General features: G+C 72.4%; 14 protein-coding genes and 1 other RNA gene. 7 read left to right on the top strand and 8 right to left on the bottom strand.

Going from position 1 to position 16563, the window contains the following annotated elements; genetic code table 11:
- The 3 genes from H488_RS28910 to H488_RS28900 all read right to left on the bottom strand — a co-directional run.
- Nucleotides 1-1100 (bottom strand): hemolysin family protein (locus H488_RS28910; protein WP_017833672.1); only part of this gene is annotated, 1100 nt, incomplete at its 3' end.
- A complete protein-coding gene (locus H488_RS28905; protein ID WP_017833671.1) occupies nt 1097-2458 on the bottom strand; it encodes a hemolysin family protein in 1362 nt (453 codons plus the stop codon). The genes H488_RS28905 and H488_RS28910, both read right to left, overlap by 4 nt.
- A gap of 194 nt (nt 2459-2652) precedes the next feature.
- A complete protein-coding gene (locus tag H488_RS28900; protein ID WP_017833670.1) occupies nt 2653-4110 on the bottom strand; it encodes a GuaB1 family IMP dehydrogenase-related protein in 1458 nt (485 codons plus the stop codon).
- A 271-nt stretch (nt 4111-4381) separates the two neighbouring features.
- On the opposite strand from H488_RS28900, the gene H488_RS28895 reads away from it, so the two are divergent.
- From H488_RS28895 to H488_RS38520, 3 genes are all read left to right on the top strand, one after another.
- Complete coding sequence (locus H488_RS28895) at nt 4382-8227, top strand: multifunctional oxoglutarate decarboxylase/oxoglutarate dehydrogenase thiamine pyrophosphate-binding subunit/dihydrolipoyllysine-residue succinyltransferase subunit (protein ID WP_031283103.1); 3846 nt, start codon at nt 4382-4384, stop codon at nt 8225-8227.
- A gap of 133 nt (nt 8228-8360) precedes the next feature.
- The gene (locus tag H488_RS28890; protein ID WP_031283102.1) at nt 8361-8960 is read left to right on the top strand and encodes a GDSL-type esterase/lipase family protein; all 600 of its coding nucleotides are present in this window, start codon (nt 8361-8363) and stop codon (nt 8958-8960) included.
- A gap of 136 nt (nt 8961-9096) precedes the next feature.
- Entirely contained in the window at nt 9097-9171 is a 75-nt protein-coding gene (locus H488_RS38520; protein WP_095343185.1) for a 50S ribosomal protein bL37, read from the top strand.
- 114 nt (nt 9172-9285) lie between these two features.
- Here the strand turns inward: H488_RS38520 and rsrA are convergent, their stop codons facing one another.
- Together rsrA and H488_RS28880 are read right to left on the bottom strand one after the other, a co-directional pair.
- Nucleotides 9286-9552, bottom strand: coding sequence for a mycothiol system anti-sigma-R factor (rsrA, locus tag H488_RS28885; protein WP_017833667.1), 267 nt, complete (start codon nt 9550-9552; stop codon nt 9286-9288).
- A 2-nt stretch (nt 9553-9554) separates the two neighbouring features.
- Nucleotides 9555-10223, bottom strand: a complete 669-nt coding sequence (locus H488_RS28880) for a sigma-70 family RNA polymerase sigma factor (RefSeq protein WP_017833666.1) — start codon at nt 10221-10223, stop codon at nt 9555-9557.
- Nucleotides 10224-10532: 309 nt separating this feature from the next.
- On the opposite strand from H488_RS28880, the gene H488_RS28875 reads away from it, so the two are divergent.
- From H488_RS28875 to hisN, 4 genes are all read left to right on the top strand, one after another.
- Entirely contained in the window at nt 10533-11072 is a 540-nt protein-coding gene (locus H488_RS28875) for a DoxX family membrane protein (RefSeq protein ID WP_017833665.1), read from the top strand.
- Between the two features lie 20 nt (nt 11073-11092).
- Complete coding sequence (aroA, locus tag H488_RS28870) at nt 11093-12472, top strand: 3-phosphoshikimate 1-carboxyvinyltransferase (protein ID WP_031283099.1); 1380 nt, start codon at nt 11093-11095, stop codon at nt 12470-12472.
- Nucleotides 12462-13571, top strand: a complete 1110-nt coding sequence (gene rsgA, locus H488_RS28865; RefSeq protein WP_017833663.1) for a ribosome small subunit-dependent GTPase A — start codon at nt 12462-12464, stop codon at nt 13569-13571. Before aroA ends, rsgA begins: the two co-directional genes overlap by 11 nt.
- Before the next feature lie 72 nt (nt 13572-13643).
- Nucleotides 13644-14441, top strand: coding sequence for a histidinol-phosphatase (gene hisN / locus H488_RS28860; protein WP_017833662.1), 798 nt, complete (start codon nt 13644-13646; stop codon nt 14439-14441).
- Nucleotides 14442-14512: 71 nt separating this feature from the next.
- Here the strand turns inward: hisN and H488_RS36110 are convergent, their stop codons facing one another.
- The 3 genes from H488_RS36110 to smpB all read right to left on the bottom strand — a co-directional run bounded on the left by H488_RS36110 (nt 14513) and on the right by smpB (nt 16432).
- Nucleotides 14513-15310, bottom strand: a complete 798-nt coding sequence (locus tag H488_RS36110) for a DUF4190 domain-containing protein (protein ID WP_017833661.1) — start codon at nt 15308-15310, stop codon at nt 14513-14515.
- 162 nt (nt 15311-15472) lie between these two features.
- Nucleotides 15473-15867: a transfer-messenger RNA gene (gene ssrA, locus H488_RS36605) on the bottom strand.
- Between the two features lie 88 nt (nt 15868-15955).
- Nucleotides 15956-16432, bottom strand: coding sequence for an SsrA-binding protein SmpB (smpB, locus tag H488_RS28855; protein ID WP_017833660.1), 477 nt, complete (start codon nt 16430-16432; stop codon nt 15956-15958).
- Between the last annotated feature and the right edge of the window lie 131 nt (nt 16433-16563).

Here is a 16563-nt window from a genome sequence, read left to right as displayed (position 1 = left end):
TTATCCCAGAGTAAAAGGCATTCGAAAAGCTCCGAGGTGTCCACCCGGTCCCCGCGGCGCTGCCGCCGGTCCTGGGTGGTGTCCCGGATCTCGCCCACCAGCTCCTCGATGACGTCCTCGAGGAACAGCACGCCCAGGGTCTGCCCGCCGGCGTCGACCACGCGCGCCAGGTGCGAGCCCGTGCGCTGCATCGCCGCCAGCGCGTCGTCGATCTCGATGCCGGGACGCAGGTTCGCCAGCGAGCGCACCCGGGTCACCGGCACCGGCTCGTTGTAGCGGCTCTCCGGGATCGAGAGCACGTCCTTGATGTGCAGGTAGCCGTTGAGTTCGCCGTCGTCCTCCGTGAGGGCGAAGCGGGAGAAGCCCGTGCGGGCCACCGCCTTCTCGACGTCCGCCGCGGAGGCGTCCTCGGGCAGCGTGACGAGCTGGTGCAGCGGCACCATCACGTCGGCGGTGCGCTTGGACGAGAACTCGAGCGCGCCGGAGAGCAGGCCCGTCTGGTCCGCCACCGTGCCCTCCTTCGTGGACTCCGCCACGATGGACTGGAGCTCGTCCAGGGTGAAGGTCGAGGACACCTCGTCCTTCGGCTCGATGCCCATGAGCTTCAGGACGTGGTTCGCCGTCCAGTTCAGCGTGGCGATCACCGGCTTGACCATGCGGGAGACGAGCACGAGCGGGGGCGCCAGCAGCAGCACGGCGCGGTCCGCGGCGGACACCGACATGTTCTTCGGCACCATCTCGCCGAACACCACGTGCAGGAAGGTGACCACGAGCAGGGCCGTGAGGAACCCGCTGACGTCGGCGACCTCGGCCGGCACGCCCAGGTGGACCAGCGGGCCGGAGACGATGTGGTGCAGCGCCGGCTCGGAGATGTTGAGGATCAGCAGCGAGCACACGGTGATGCCCAGCTGGCAGCAGGCCAGCATGAGGGACACGTGCTCCATCGCGTACAGCGCGGTCCGGGCCCGCTTGTTGCCCTCCTCGGCCAGCGGCTCGACCTGGCTGCGCCGCGCGGACATGACGGCGAACTCGCCGCCCACGAAGAAGGCGTTGCCCGCCAGGAGCACCACGAGCCACGCGAGGCCTGCCCAGTCGCTCATCGTGCGTCCTCCTCTCGGGCGCCGCTCTCGCGGGCCCCTGCGGGGGCGTCCTCGGGCTCGGCCGGTGCGGGGACGAACCGGATGCGGTCCACGCGGCGCCCCTCCATCCGGGCGACCTCGAGCACGCCGCCCTGGACGGGGACCACGTCCCCGGGCTTCGGGACCTGCCCGAGCCGGTCCATCATGAACCCGCCCATGGTCTCGTAGGCGGGACCGTCCTCGATGTCGAGCTCGGTGATCTGCTCGGAGACCTCGTCGGGGCGCATCAGCCCGGGGAAGTACCACTCGCCCGCCGCGGACTGCAGGGCGCCGAGGCTGAGCCGGTCGTGCTCGTCGGAGACCTCCCCGACCACCTCCTCCACGAGGTCCTCGAGGGTCACGACGCCGGCGGTGCCGCCCCACTCGTCGACGACGACGGCCATCTGGAGCCCGCCGGAGCGCAGCTGCACGAGCAGGGAGTCGAGGTGGACGGTCTCGGGCACGCGCAGGACGTCCTCCATGATCGCCCCGCACTCGAGGGCGGCGCGGCGCTCCGACGGCACGGCCACGGCCTTCTTGACGTGGACCACCCCGCGGACGTCGTCCGGGGAGTCGTCCATCACGGGGAACCGGGAGTGCCCGGTGCGGGAGGCGACGGCCACGACGTCCGCGACGGACTCGTGGGAGTCGAGCATCTGCACGCGGATCCGGGGCGTCATGACGTCCGCGGCCGTGCGCTCGGCGAAGGTGAGGGTCTTCGCGACGAACGCGGCGGTGCCGGCGTCCAGGGTGCCCATCTTCGCGGAGCGGCGGACCATCGAGGACAGCTCCTCCGGCGAGCGCGCGCCCGAGAGCTCCTCCTTGGCCTCCATCCCGAACAGGTGCAGGACCCGGTTGGCCACGCCGTTGAGGGTGACGACGAACGGCTTGAACACCGCGGTGAACACGAGCTGGGGACGGGCGACCAGCCGTCCCACCCGGAACGCCTCCGCGATGGCCCAGTTCTTGGGCACGAGCTCGCCCAGCAGCATGGACAGCAGCGTGGAGATGAGCATCGACAGTGCCAGGGTCGCTCCCCCGGCGGCCGCCACGGACAGACCGGTGAGCTCGGCGATCGGTTCCCGCAGGAAGGACTGGAGCGCCAGGTCCAGGGTGTAGCCGGTGAGAAGTGTGGTCAGTGTGATCCCCAGCTGGCAGCTGGAGAGCTGCGTGGACAGGGACTTGAGGCACTTCAGCAGCGGTTCCGCCGCGCGGTCGCCCTCTGCGATCGCCCGGCGCACCGTGGTCTGGTCGAGGGCCACGAGGGAGAACTCCACGGCCACGAAGAAGCCCGTGCCGAGGATGAGGAGCAGACCCGCCGCCAGGAGCAGCCATTCCATCAGGAGCGGCCTCCCGCGGCGGCCCGCCGGGCGGGGACGGGGCGGTCGGCGGCCGGGCGGCCGGGGGCGGAGCGGGGGACGGTGGGCGAGCCGGCTCGGGGGCCGCGGCGGGGGGCGCCGCGGCCGGGCCGGCAACTACTGAACGAGTCCATGAGAGCTCCAGGGTACCGGAGCGGGAGCCCTCCGGCGCCGGTTCAGGACCAGCTGACGGGGCGCGCCCTGCCCTCCTCGTAGCCGGACGCGGACTGGATGCCGACCACGGCCCGGGCCGCGAACTGCTCGAGGGTCGTGGCGCCCGCGTAGGTCATGGAGCTGCGCACGCCCGCGGTGATCTGGTCCACGAGGTCCTCCACGCCGGGGCGCTCGGGGTCGAGGTACATCTTGGAGCTGGAGATGCCCTCCTCGAAGAGCCCCTTGCGGGCGCGGGCGAAGGCGCCCTCGCCGCGGGTGCGCTCGCGCACGGCGCGGGTCGAGGCCATGCCGAAGCTCTCCTTGTACATGCGGCCGTCGGCGTCCACGTTCAGCTCGCCCGGGCCCTCGTGGGTGCCGGCGAACCAGGAGCCCACCATGACCTGGCTGGCCCCCGCCGCCAGGGCGAGGGCGACGTCCCGGGGGTGCTTCACGCCGCCGTCCGCCCAGACGTGCCGGCCCAGCCCGGCGGCGGCCTCGGCGCACTCGAGCACGGCGGAGAACTGGGGCCGGCCCACGGCGGTCATCATCCGGGTGGTGCACATCGCACCGGGGCCCACGCCGACCTTCACGATGTCCGCGCCGGCGTCGACGAGGTCCTGGACGCCGTCGGCGGTGACCACGTTGCCCGCCACGACGGGCACGTCGGGGGCCGCCGCGCGGACCAGCTCGAGGGCCTCCACCATCTTGCGCTGGTGGCCGTGGGCGGTGTCCACCACGAGCACGTCCACGCCGGCGTCGAGCAGCGCCCGGGCCTTGCCCCGGACGTCCCCGTTGATGCCCACGGCGGCGCCCACCCGGAGCCGGCCCGCGCCGTCCAGGGCGGGGGTGTAGATCGTGGAGCGGACCGTGCCCTTGCGGGTCAGCACGCCCACCACCGTGTCGCCGTCGAGCACCGGCGCCACGTGGGCGCGGGTCTGCGCGAGCCGGTCGTAGGCGGCGGCGAGGACGTCGTCGCCGGACCCGGCCCGGACCTCCGCCAGGGTGAACACCGGGGCGTCGGTGCGCATGATCGAGCCGAGCTGGGTGAAGCGGTCCACCTCGGCGCAGTCGGCCGCGAGCACCACCCCGCGGTAGGCCCGCCCCGGACCGCACACCACCACGGCGCCGTGGGGCCGCTTGTGCATGATGCCCAGGGCGTCGTGGACGGTGTCCTCGTCCCCGAGGACCACGGGGGTCTCGAAGCGCGGCGAGCGCTCCTTGACCCAGGACGTGACGTCCGCGATGACGTCCAGCGGGATGTCCTGCGGCAGGATGCCCAGACCGCCGCGGCGGGCCAGCGTCTCGACCATCCGGCGCCCGGTCACGGCGGTCATGTTCGCGGCCACCAGCGGCACGGTGGCGCCCGTGCCGTCGCGCGGGGTGAGGTCGACGTCGAACCGGGAGGTGACCCGGGAGCTCGAGGGGACGAGGAAGACGTCGCTGTAGGTCAGGTCGGACGTGGGGGTGTTGAGAAATCGCACGCGCGCCAGTCTAGCCGGGGCCCGCGACACGCGCCCCGGGGCCGGGGGCGCGGACTAGCCATGCCGCCGCGCGGATCACTAGACTCGCCGGAGGTACGGCCGCGCCCGGTCGACGACCGTCCGGCAGGTTCCGGAGGCGGACGCCGCCGGCTGTCACGGGAGACGGCCGGCGAGGAACACCGGCGGCGGGTCCGGACGCTGCCGGGACCGACACTGTGGAGACCGGGCAGACGGCCTCCACGCGATCAACCATGGAAGAGGCGTATTCCCCGTGCCACATCAGCCACAGCACCCCATCCCTGAAGAATTCGCAGGTAACGAGTGGCTCGTCGACGAACTGTTCGAGAAGTACCGGACGGACAAGAACTCGGTGGACGAGAAGTGGTGGCCGATCTTCGAGTCGATGAGCGCGGACAGCAGCACCGCCCCGGAGCCGTCGGGCGCCGCGAAGGCCCCGGCGCCGAAGGCGGCCCCGGCAGCCGCCCCCGCGCAGCCCAAGGCCGCCGCCGCCCCCCAGCCGCCCGCCGCCCAGCGCACCGCCGCCCGCACCTCCCCCGCCCCGGCCGCGAAGCCCGCCACGGCGCCCGCGCCCACCAGGTCCGGTGCCAAGGCCGAGGGCCGGCCCGAGACCGACCAGGGTGAGACCGAGGCCTCCGACGCCAAGAGGCCCATCCCGGCCCAGCCCGCCCGCGCCCGCGCCACGGCCCCCAACCACGACGCGCCGGCCGAGGACAAGGTCGTCAAGCTGCGCGGGCCGGCGAAGGCCGTGGCCGCCAACATGGACGCGTCCCTCACCGTCCCCACCGCCACCACGGTCCGCGCCGTCCCGGCGAAGCTGCTGATCGACAACCGGATCGTGATCAACAGCCACCTCTCCCGCAACCGCGGCGGCAAGGTGTCCTTCACGCACCTGATCGGCTACGCCGTGATCAAGGCGCTGGCCAACTACCCCTCCCAGAACGTCGTCTACGACGAGCAGGACGGCAAGCCCGTGGCGGTGCACCCCGCCCACGTCAACTTCGGCATCGCCATCGACATCCCGAACAAGGACGGCTCCCGCAACCTCGTGGTGCCGAACATCAAGGGCGCCGAGGCCATGTCCTTCATGCAGTTCTGGAACGCGTACGAGGACGTCGTCCGCCGCGCGCGCGCCAACGAGCTGACCATGGAGGACTACCAGGGCACCACGGTGTCCCTGACCAACCCGGGCGGCATCGGCACCGTGCACTCCGTGCCGCGGCTGTCCAAGGGCCAGGCGTGCATCGTCGGCGTGGGCGCGCTCGACCACCCCGCCGAGTACCGGGGCTCCTCCCCCAAGACCATCGCGCGGCACGCGGTCTCGAAGATCATCACCCTGACCTCGACCTACGACCACCGCGTCATCCAGGGCGCGGGCTCCGGCGAGTTCCTGCGCCTCATCGAGTCCTACCTGCTGGGCGGGGACGACTTCTACGACGAGATCTTCGAGGCCCTGCGGATCCCCTACGAGCCCGTGCGCTGGGCCGTGGACAACCAGGTCAACCCGGAGATCCAGGTCAACAAGGTCGCCCGGATCCAGCAGCTCATCCACGCGTACCGGGTCCGCGGCCACCTCATGGCCGACACCAACCCGCTCGAGTACGTGATGCGCAAGCACCCGGACCTCGACATCCGCACCTACGGGCTGTCCCTGTGGGACCTGGAGCGCGAGTGGCCCACCGGCGGCTTCGGCGGCGCGGACGTGCTCAGCCTGCGCACCATCCTGGGCCGGCTGCGGGACGCCTACTGCCGCACCCTCGGCGTGGAGTACATGCACCTGCAGGAGCCGGAGGAGCGCGAGTGGTTCCAGGACCAGCTCGAGCACGGCTACCAGAAGCCCAGCCGCGAGGAGCAGTTCCGCATCCTGGGCCGGCTCAACGCCGCCGAGGCGTTCGAGACGTTCCTGCAGACCAAGTACGTGGGCCAGAAGCGCTTCTCCCTCGAGGGCGGCGAGTCCCTGATCCCGCTGCTGGACGAGATCATCTCCGACGCCGCCGACGCCGGGCTCGCGGGCGTCGGCATCGCCATGGCCCACCGCGGCCGGCTCAACGTGCTCACCAACATCGCCGGCAAGTCCTACGCCCAGGTCTTCCGCGAGTTCGAGGGCAGCCAGGACCCGCGCACCACCGAGGGCTCCGGCGACGTGAAGTACCACCTCGGCACGGAGGGCTCCTTCACCTCCGACAACGGCAACGAGACCCAGGTCTACCTCGCCGCGAACCCGTCCCACCTCGAGGCCGCCGACCCGGTCATCGAGGGCATCGCCCGGGCCAAGACGGACGTCCTGGGCGCCGGGCCCGAGGGCGACGGGACGTTCCCGGTGCTGCCGATCCAGGTGCACGGCGACGCGGCCTTCGCGGGCCAGGGCGTGGTGGCCGAGGTCCTGCAGATGGCGCTGCTGCCCGGCTACACCGTGGGCGGCACCGTCCACGTGGTCGTGAACAACCAGGTGGGCTTCACCACCGCGCCCGCCGCGGCCCGGTCCACCACCTACGCGACGGACATCGCCAAGGGACTCCAGGCGCCGATCTTCCACGTCAACGCCGACGACCCCGAGGCCGTCACGCACGTGGGCCAGATGGCGTTCGCGTACCGGCAGACGTTCCACAAGGACGTCATCATCGACCTCGTGTGCTACCGGCGCCGCGGCCACAACGAGGGCGACGACCCCTCGATGACCCAGCCGCTGATGTACAACCTCATCGAGGAGAAGCGCTCGACCCGCAAGATCTACACCGAGAACCTCGTGGGCCGCGGCGACATCACCCAGGAGGAGGCCGACCGGGCGCTGAAGGACTACCAGGAGCGCCTGGAGCGGGTCTTCGCCGAGACGCACGAGGCGCAGACGTCCTCCATCCCGCTGGTCACCGGGGACTCCGCCGCGATCTCGAACATCGAGCGGCCCTCCGCCCAGCAGGCGGACTCCGGGGTCTCGATCCCCCGCACCACGGCCATCTCGACCGAGGCCGCCCAGCGGATCGGCGCGGTGCACGTGGAGGTCCCCGAGGACTTCGCCGTGCACAAGAAGCTGCGCAAGCTCCTCGAGCGCCGCGAGGCGATGACCCGCGAGGGCGGCGTGGACTGGGGCATGGGCGAGCTCATGGCCTTCGGCTCCCTCATGATGGAGGGCATCCCGGTCCGGATGAGCGGCCAGGACGTCCGGCGCGGCACGTTCACTCAGCGCCACGCCGTGTTCTACGACTCCGGCACCGGCGCGGAGTGGACCCCGCTCAACCACCTCTCCGGGAACCAGGCTCAGCTGGCGATCTACAACTCGCTGCTGTCCGAGTACGGCGTGCTGGGCTTCGAGTACGGCTACTCCGTGGAGCGCCCGGACGCCCTGACCGTGTGGGAGGCGCAGTTCGGCGACTTCGTCAACGGCGCCCAGATCATCCTGGACGAGTTCGTCTCCTCCGCGGAGCAGAAGTGGGGCCAGCGCTCGTCGCTGGTCATGCTCCTGCCGCACGGCTTCGAGGGGCAGGGCCCGGACCACTCCTCGGCCCGGATCGAGCGCTTCCTGACGCTGTGCGCCGAGAAGAACATGGTCGTGGCCAACCCCTCGACGCCGTCGAACCACTTCCACCTGCTGCGCCGGCAGGCCTACAGCCGCCCGCGCAAGCCGCTGGTGGTGGCCACGCCGAAGCAGCTGCTGCGCCTCAAGGCGGCGGCCTCCCCGATCGAGGAGTTCACCTCCGGCGCGTTCCGCCCGGTGATCGGCGACCAGGCGGGGCTCGAGGCCGCCGAGGTCACCGACGTGGTGCTGGTCTCCGGCCGGCTCTACTACGACCTCGCCGCGGCCCGCGAGGAGCGCAAGGACCGGAGGACGGCGATCGTGCGCGTGGAGCAGCTGTACCCGCTGCCCCTCGCGGAGATCCGGGAGGAGCTCGGCAAGTACCCCGAGGCCCGCCTCACGTGGGCGCAGGACGAGCCCGCCAACCAGGGCGCCTGGCCGTTCATGGCGGTCAACCTCCTGCCGCAGCTCGACCGGCCGGTCCGGCTCGCCTCCCGCCCCGCGTCCGCGTCCCCGGCCAACGGCTCGGCCAAGCGCCACGCGGCCGAGCTCGAGACCCTGGTGCAGACGGCCTTCGAGCGCGACTGAGCCCGTCCCGGGAGGGCGGGGCCCGTGCCCCTGCCCTCCCGCACGTCCCCAGCGAGTCCGGCGCCGGCCCGTGCCCACGGGCCGGCGCCGCTCGTCCCCCCGACATCCCGCACCCCCGACCAGAAAGAACGACGTGGAGCAACGAAGGATCAGAATTGTCGCAGTCGGTGACGAGCTGCTGGCCGGCGAGGGCGACCCCCGGGGCCTCGGCTGGTTCGGGCGGGTCATGGCCCGGACCCCGCACCACGTGGCCCCCGTGTCCGCCTACAACCTGGCGGCGCCCGGCGAGGGCAGCGAGTCGCTCAACGAGCGCTGGTTCGAGGAGGCGGCCCGCCGCTTCTCCCCCGGCCACGACAACCGCCTGGTCATCGCGCCCTCCACCCTGGACATCGACCTGTCCATCACGAGCGCGCGCTCCCGGCTGAACATGGCCAACATCATCGACACCGCCTCCCAGCACAACGTGCGGGTCCTCGTGGTCGGCCCCCCGCCCACGATGGACGCCGAGCGCAACCGCCGGATCGCGGACCTCTCGGCCGCCTACGCGGACGTCACGACCCGGCGCAACCACGTCTACGTGGACACGTTCAACCCGCTGCAGCACCACGAGCAGTGGCGCAAGGACCTCGCGGCCAACCACGGACACCCCGGCCAGGCCGGCTACGGGCTGATGGCGTGGCTCGTGCTGCACCGCGGCTGGTACGACTGGCTGGACCTGCCCGAGCCCCGGTGAGCCCCGCCCGTCCCGCGTGTGAGAGAATGGCGGGCAGTGCCTCGTCCGGCCGCCGCTGACATCACCAGACCACGCGGGAACGGACGCCGACACCCACGATCCACCGCGGGCGACCGCGGACAGACAGGAGGCTCGCATGAGCAAGCGCGGACGCAAGCGCAAGGACCGCCGCAAGGGCGGCGCCAACCACGGCAAGCGCCCCAACGCCTGAGGTCCTTCCCGGACCCCGGCGACGCCGTGACGGAAGGGCCCCGGACCGCTGACGCGGTCCGGGGCCCTTCCGTGTGCCCGGAGGTCCTGCCGTGCGGGAGCCGGGGCGCCGCGCTCAGGCGGCGGGCGGGTCCTGGCGCGCGCCGTGCAGCCGGGCGAGGATCGAGACCCGCAGGTCGGCGGGCGCGGTCTCCGCGCAGGACCGCCGGACCACGGAGCGGATCACGCACTCCAGGTCGTACTCGCGGGCGCACTCCGGGCACTCGAGGAGGTGGCCGTGGATCTCGTCGAGGTCGTCCGCCGGGAGCACCCCGTCGAGGTACTCGTAGATCAGGCGGATCCTCTCGTCCGTGCAGCATCCGAGGCTCTCGCAGTCGGCCATGTCTACTTGTCCTTTTCCTTCTTCTTGTCGCCGGTCACCCTGGACGTGTCGAAGCCGCGCTCGGCGGCGTAGTCGGCGAGCTTCTCGCGCAGCAGCTTCCGCCCGCGGTGCAGGCGGGACATCACCGTCCCGATCGGCGTGTCCATGATCTCGGAGATCTCCTTGTAGGCGAAGCCCTCCACGTCGGAGAAGTACACCGCCAGCCGGAACTCCTCGGGCAGCTCCTGCAGGGCGCGCTTGACGTCGCTGTCCGGCAGGTGGTCCAGCGCCTCCACCTCCGCGGAGCGCAGCCCCGAGGACGTGTGGGACTCGGCGCGGTGCAGCTGCCAGTCCTCGACGGTGTCGGTGTTCGCCTGCAGCGGCTCGCGCTGCCGCTTGCGGTAGAGGTTGATGTACGTGTTCGTGAGGATGCGGTACAGCCACGCCTTGAGGTTCGTGCCGGGCTTGTACTGGTGGAACGCGGAGAACGCCTTCGTGTAGGCCTCCTGCACGAGGTCCTCGGCGTCGGCCGGGTTGCGAGCCATGCGCAGGGCGGCGGCGTAGAGCTGGTCCACGTACACCATGGCGTCCTGCTCGAAGCGCGCCTTCCGGTCCTCGGGGGACTCGGTCTCGACGTCGACGGGCGGCTCGGTGCGCTGGGGGGCGGCCCCCTGCTGGTTCTGCTCGTTCATCACGGACCAGTCTACGGGGACGCGCGCGCGGGCCGGGGCGGGCTCGAGAACGCTCGTGGGGGCGGTGATGACTGCTCCTCTCCCCCGCCGTGCGGGTCCCTCCGAAAACCTGTGCCGGTGACCTGCCCCGGACGGGGCGGCCGCTGTCCTGCACAACGGGTGTCACCGTCGCACCTATTCCCACCGCGCCCGGCCCGTGCTCGCCCCGGGCGCGGTCCCCGTGGCTAGGATGGGACGAGCGGCGCCGTCCGCCGATCCAGACCCGCCCGACACAGCCCCGCGGTACCGTCTGCCGCCGAGGAGGAACCCATGAGCATCGTCCGTCGCATCGCCCGCCCGCTGCTGGCCACCGGTTACGTCGCCAACGGGGTGGAGAGCTTCCGCAACTCGTCCCAGGCCGCCCAGCACCTCGCCCCGGCGATCTCCGCCGCCACGAAGGCCTTCCCCCAGGCCGGACCTGCGCTGCAGAACCACGCCGTGGTGGCCCAGGGCCTGGCCGCGGCGCAGCTCGGCGCCGCCGTGCTCTTCGGGCTGGGCAAGCTGCCCCGCCTCTCGGCCGGCGTGCTCGTCACCACCACCGCGCTCAACGCCTACGCCGACTACCGCGCCGCGGAGGCGAGCACCCCGGAGCAGAAGGCCGCCCGCCGCTCCACCGCCTTCAAGAACTCCTCCCTGGTGGGCGCCGTCATGCTCGCCGCCGTGGACACCGAGGGCAACCCGTCCCTGCTGTGGCGTGCCGAGCACCTCGCCGGGGACGTCCGCAAGAACGCCTCCAAGCTGGGCAAGGACACCCAGAAGCAGGTGGCCAAGGCCGAGAAGGCCCTCCAGCACGCCGTCAAGCAGGGCTAGGCCCCGGTCCCCCTGTCGTGATGCCGCCGGAGTCCTCCGCCCCCGCAGCCCGTCCCGACGCCGCGGAGCCGGCCCCGCAGCACGAGCTGTGGCCGGCTCCGTTCGTCGGGCCCCGTCCCGTCGTCGCCGAGCTGACGGTGCCGGGCTCGAAGTCCCTCACCAACCGGTACCTGCTGCTCGCCGCCCTGGCGGACGGTCCGTGCCGGCTGCGCTCGCCCCTGCACTCCCGCGACTCGCGGCTGATGGTCGAGGCCCTGCGGGCCCTCGGGGCCCGCGTCGAGGAGGTGCCCGGGGACGGCGGCTTCGGCCCCGACCTGCTCGTCGAGCCCGCCCCCTGGGACGCCGCCGACCCGGTCACGGTCGAGTGCGGGCTGGCCGGGACCGTGATGCGCTTCGTGCCGCCGGTCGCCACCCTCGCACGGCGTCCCGTCACCTTCGACGGCGACCCGGGCGCCCGGGTGCGCCCCATGGGGCCGGTGATCGACGCCCTGCGCGCGCTCGGCCTGCGGGTCGAGGACGACGGCCGGGGCCGGCTGCCCTTCACCGTGCACGGCACCGGCGGCGTGCGCGGCGGGGAACTGGAGATCGACGCCACCGGCTCGAGCCAGTTCGTCTCGGCCCTGCTGCTCGCGGGTGCCCGGTTCGACGACGGGCTCGTGCTGCGCCACCGCAGCGCCGACGGCTCGGGGCGCGGTGTGCCGTCCATGCCGCACGTCGAGATGACCGTCGAGGTGCTGCGCGGCCTCGGCGTCTCCGTGGACGACTCCGTGCCCGACGAGTGGCGGGTCTCCCCCGGGCCGGTGCGGGCCTTCGACGTGACCATCGAGCAGGACCTCTCCAACGCCGGCCCCTTCCTGGCCGCGGCCGTGGTGACCGGCGGACGGGTCTCGGTGCCCCGCTGGCCCGACCGCACCACCCAGGGCGGCGACCACTGGAAGCACATCCTCCCGGCCTTCGGCGCGGCGGTGGAGCTCACGGACGGGACCTTCACCGTCACGGGACCGGACGCGGTGACCGGGGTCGACCTCGATCTCGGCGAGGCCGGGGAGCTCGCGCCCACCGTCGCGGCCGTGTGCGCGGTCGCCGGCACGCCCTCGCGGCTGCGCGGCATCGCCCACCTGCGCGGCCACGAGACCGACCGGCTCGCCGCGCTCGTCACGGAGATCAACCGGCTCGGCGGCGACGCCGAGGAGACCGCGGACGGGCTGCTGATCCGGCCGGCCCCCCTGCACGGCGGGACGTTCCACAGCTACGAGGACCACCGGATGGCCACCGCCGGCGCCGTGATCGGCCTCGTGGTCCCGGACGTCCGGGTCGAGAACATCGCGACCACCGCCAAGACCCTCCCCGAGTTCCCCCGGCTGTGGGCGGAGCTCACGGGCACGAGCCGTGACGCGTAGGGACTCCGTCCGGCGCGACTGGGACGAGTCGGACGTGCGCGTCCGTCCCAGCAAGACCGGCTCCCGCCCGCGCACCAAGGAGCGGCCGGCGCACGAGGACGCCGTCACCGGCCGCATCGTCACCGTGGACCGCGGCCGCTACACCGCGATCCTCGAGGAGGACACCCCCGGGGAGCGGCTGGTCGTGGCCGTGCGCGCCCGGGAGCTGCGCCGCCGGCCCGTGGTCGCGGGCGACCTCGTGGGCCTCGTCGGCGACGTCAGCGGCGCCCCGGACAGCCTGGCCCGCCTCGTGCGGATCGAGGAGCGCTCCACCGTCCTGCGCCGCAGCGCGGACGACACCGACCCGGTCGAGCGGGTCGTGGTGGCCAACGCCGACCAGCTCGTGGTCGTCGTGGCCGCCGCCAACCCCGAGCCCCGCACCGGGTTCATCGACCGCTCCCTCGTGGCCGCCTACGACGCCGGCATCGAACCGCTGCTGTGCATCACCAAGACCGACCTGCGGGACCCCGCCGAGCTGATCTCCCACTACACGGCGCTCGAGCTGCCCGTGCTCGTCTCGGGACCCGCGCGCGACGTCCCGGCCGACGACGACGGGACCACGCTGCCCCTCGACCCGGCGCTCGTCGAGGCCCTGCGCGAGCGTCTCGACGGCCACGTCTCGGTGCTGCTGGGCCACTCCGGCGTGGGCAAGTCCACTCTCGTCAACGCCCTCACGGGCGCCGACCGGGCCACGGGCGGGGTGAACGCCGTGACCGGACGGGGCCGGCACACGTCGTCGTCGGCCCTCGCCCTGAAGATCGAGGACGCCTCCCCCGGGTCCTGGATCATCGACACCCCCGGCATCCGCTCGTTCGGCCTGGCGCACGTGGACCACGACCGGATCGTGGAGTCCTTCGACGAGCTCGCCGAGGCGATCGCCGAGTGCCCCAAGGGCTGCCGGCACACGGGGACGTCCCCCGGCTGCGCCCTGGACGCCTGGGTGGCGCAGGGCCGCGCCGGGGAGGCGGGCGAGTCCCGGCTGGTCTCCCTGCGCCGGCTGCTCGGGGCCGGGGAGCGCCCCGGGGAGTCCCGCGAGGACAAGGAGCTCGGCGTCCAGTGAGCCGTCGGGCGGGGGTGCCTCGCACCCCCGCCCGACCAGGCCCGGGACCGCGGTTCGGGGTAGGTTGGACCAATGCGCAGCCCCAGCAACTACACCGACGACCTCCGCCTCGCCCACATCCTGGCCGACGCCGTGGACCGCCTGACCATGCGCCGGTTCAAGGCCCAGGACCTCACGGTGGAGACCAAGCCCGACCTCACCCCCGTCACGGACGCCGACCGCGAGGCCGAGCAGCTCATCCGCACCCAGCTGGGGCGCGCGCGCAACCGGGACGCCGTGATCGGCGAGGAGTACGGCGCCACCGGCAGCGGCGCCCGGCAGTGGGTCGTGGACCCCATCGACGGCACCAAGAACTTCGTGCGCGGCGTGCCGGTGTGGGCCACCCTGATCGCCCTCGTCGACGAGGGCCGGCCGGTGGTCGGCGTGGTCTCCGCGCCGGCGCTCGGGCGCCGCTGGTGGGCGGCGGCCGGCACGGGCGCGTTCACCGGCAAGTCCCTGGCCAACGCCCAGCGGATCCACGTCTCCCAGGTGGGGCGGCTGTCCGACGCCTCGCTGTCCTACTCCTCGCTCACGGGGTGGCGGGACCGCGGGGTGCGCGAGCGCTTCCTGGAGCTCACCGACGAGGTCTGGCGGACCCGGGCCTACGGCGACTTCTGGTCCTACTGCCTCCTCGCCGAGGGCGCCGTGGACATCGCCTGCGAGCCCGAGCTCAGCCTGCACGACATGGCCGCGCTGGTGCCCGTGGTCGAGGAGGCCGGCGGCCGGTTCACGTCCCTCGAGGGCGAGCCCGGGCCCTTCGGCGGCAACGCGCTGGCCACCAACGGCCTGCTGCACGACGAGGTGCTGGGGCTGCTCGCGACCGGCTCCTGACCCGCCCGCGCGACGACGGGGGCCCGCACCGGCCGGTGCGGGCCCCCGTCGTCGTCGGTCTCCGGCCGGGGTCAGAGGTCCTGGCCGGTGAAGCCCATCTCCCGCTCGATGCACTGCTGGAACGCCGCCTGGTCATTGGAGAACTGCGAGCAGGCCTCCATGGCCGGCCCGAACTCCCCGAACAGCGCCCCGAAGAGCACCAGGAAGAGGATGCTCGCCAGGATCGCCAGGACGCTGAGCACGATGCCGATGATCGGCAGGGCCTTGGACGCGCCGGGCGTCCTGCCCAGCTTGCGCAGCGCCACGATGCCCAGTACCAGGCCCACGAGGCCCGGGACGAGGCCGAGCACGAACCAGCACGTCAGCAGCGCCACGATGCCCAGCACCAGGGAGGCGATGCCCAGCCCCGTGCCGGCGGGCCGCGGGCTCGCGCCGTACTGGTTCATGTCGTACTGCCCCTGGTAGCCCTGCTGCCCCTGGTAGCCCGGGCCGCCGTACTGGCCCTGGTCGTACTGGCCCTGGCCCTGGTAGCCCTGGCCGCCGTACTGACCCTGGTCGTACTGGCCCTGGCGGTACTGGTCCTGGTAGCCCTGCTGCCCCTGGCCGTAGGAGTCCTGGCCCTGGTAGCCCTGGCCGCCGTACTGGCCCTGGCCGTACTGGCTCTGGTAGCCCTGCTGCCCCTGGCCGTACTGCGGTGTGGCGTACGGTTCGCCGGCGCCGCCCTGGCCGGAGCGCGGCGGCTCGTAGGAGGGTCCCGAAGGCGCTCCCTCGACGCGCTGACCGTACTCGGGCGGGTCGTGGCGACCGGAGCTCGACGACCCGCCGGCACCGGTGCCGCTCTGGTCTGGCGTGTTGTCGTTGTGGCTCATGGCGTTGCCCTTTCGGTCGTCTGCGGTACGCCACCAGCTTGTCACACGGCCCGCCGGGACGTGCCCCTTCCCGGGCGGCGGCACGGCGCCCGCCCTGCCCCCGGAACGATCCGGGCACAAAAAAACCGGGGAGCGCCTCGCGGCGCTCCCCGGTCAGGGATCTCGTGGAGATGGGGGGAATTGAACCCCCGTCCGATGCAGCATTGTCAGGGCTTCTCCGGGTGCAGTCTGCGTGGCGTTTTCTCAGTCCCGGCCCTCGTGCAGACACGTGGCCGACGGACTCAGTCGCGAAAGTGTTCTCCAGACGCCCGCGACGAACGGCTGGAGCAGTGGCCTCCTGATTGATGCCAGACCCCGGGTCGAAGGCGAACCCGGGCTGACAGTCACCTAAGTAGTCTGGTTGCGCTTACGCCGCGAGGGCGAAGGCGTTCTGAGACTTGGCGACGTTGCTCTGAGAATTGGCAACTATTGTTTTACAGAGAGCGTTTACGAGATAACTCTGCGTCCTCGACCCGCTTCCCCTGTCTCAACTCACATCGTCGAAACCGATCATCCCCGTATTTTGTTGTCAAGCATCCCGCCGCAGCGGGACACACCATTCTACCGCGCGGTACCCGCCGACCGCAAGCATTCACCTCAGGACGCTCAGCCCAGGTTCTTGTAGCGCATGGCCCGCTGGGCCTCGCGGTTGTCCTGCTGCTCCCGCAGGGTCTGGCGCTTGTCGTACTCCCGCTTGCCCTTGGCCACGGCGATCTCGACCTTGGCCTTCTTCCCGTCCACGAAGTAGAGGGACAGCGGCACGATCGTGAAGCCGGACTCCCGCGTCTTCTGCTGGATCTTGTCCATCTCGCTGCGGTGCAGGAGCAGCTTGCGGCGGCGGCGGGCGGAGTGGTTGGTCCACGACCCCTGCAGGTACTCGGGGATGTGGACGCCCTCGAGCCACAGCTCGCCGTCGGTGAACTGGCAGAACCCGTCCACGAGCGAGGCGCGCCCCATGCGCAGGGACTTCACCTCGGTGCCCATGAGCGCGAGACCCGCCTCGTAGGTGTCGAGGATGTGGTAGTCGTGCCGGGCCTTCTTGTTGTTGGCGACGACCTGGCGACCGGTGTCCTTCTTGGCCATGGGCCTCCTCCCTGGGGACGGTGCGGACGGGAACGTGCCGCGCACCGGGGCACGCGGCAGATCCTCCATCCTACGCCACGGCCCTCGCGCGGGACCACGGCCGGCACCCGGACCCGGCGGCGCCCCGCCCA

Source organism: Kocuria sp. UCD-OTCP (genome assembly GCF_000349605.1).
GTDB classification, from domain to species: Bacteria; Actinomycetota; Actinomycetes; order Actinomycetales; family Micrococcaceae; genus Kocuria; species Kocuria rosea.
Note: the sequence above shows the minus strand (reverse complement) of the source record. Positions and strands in the feature narration are given on the sequence as shown.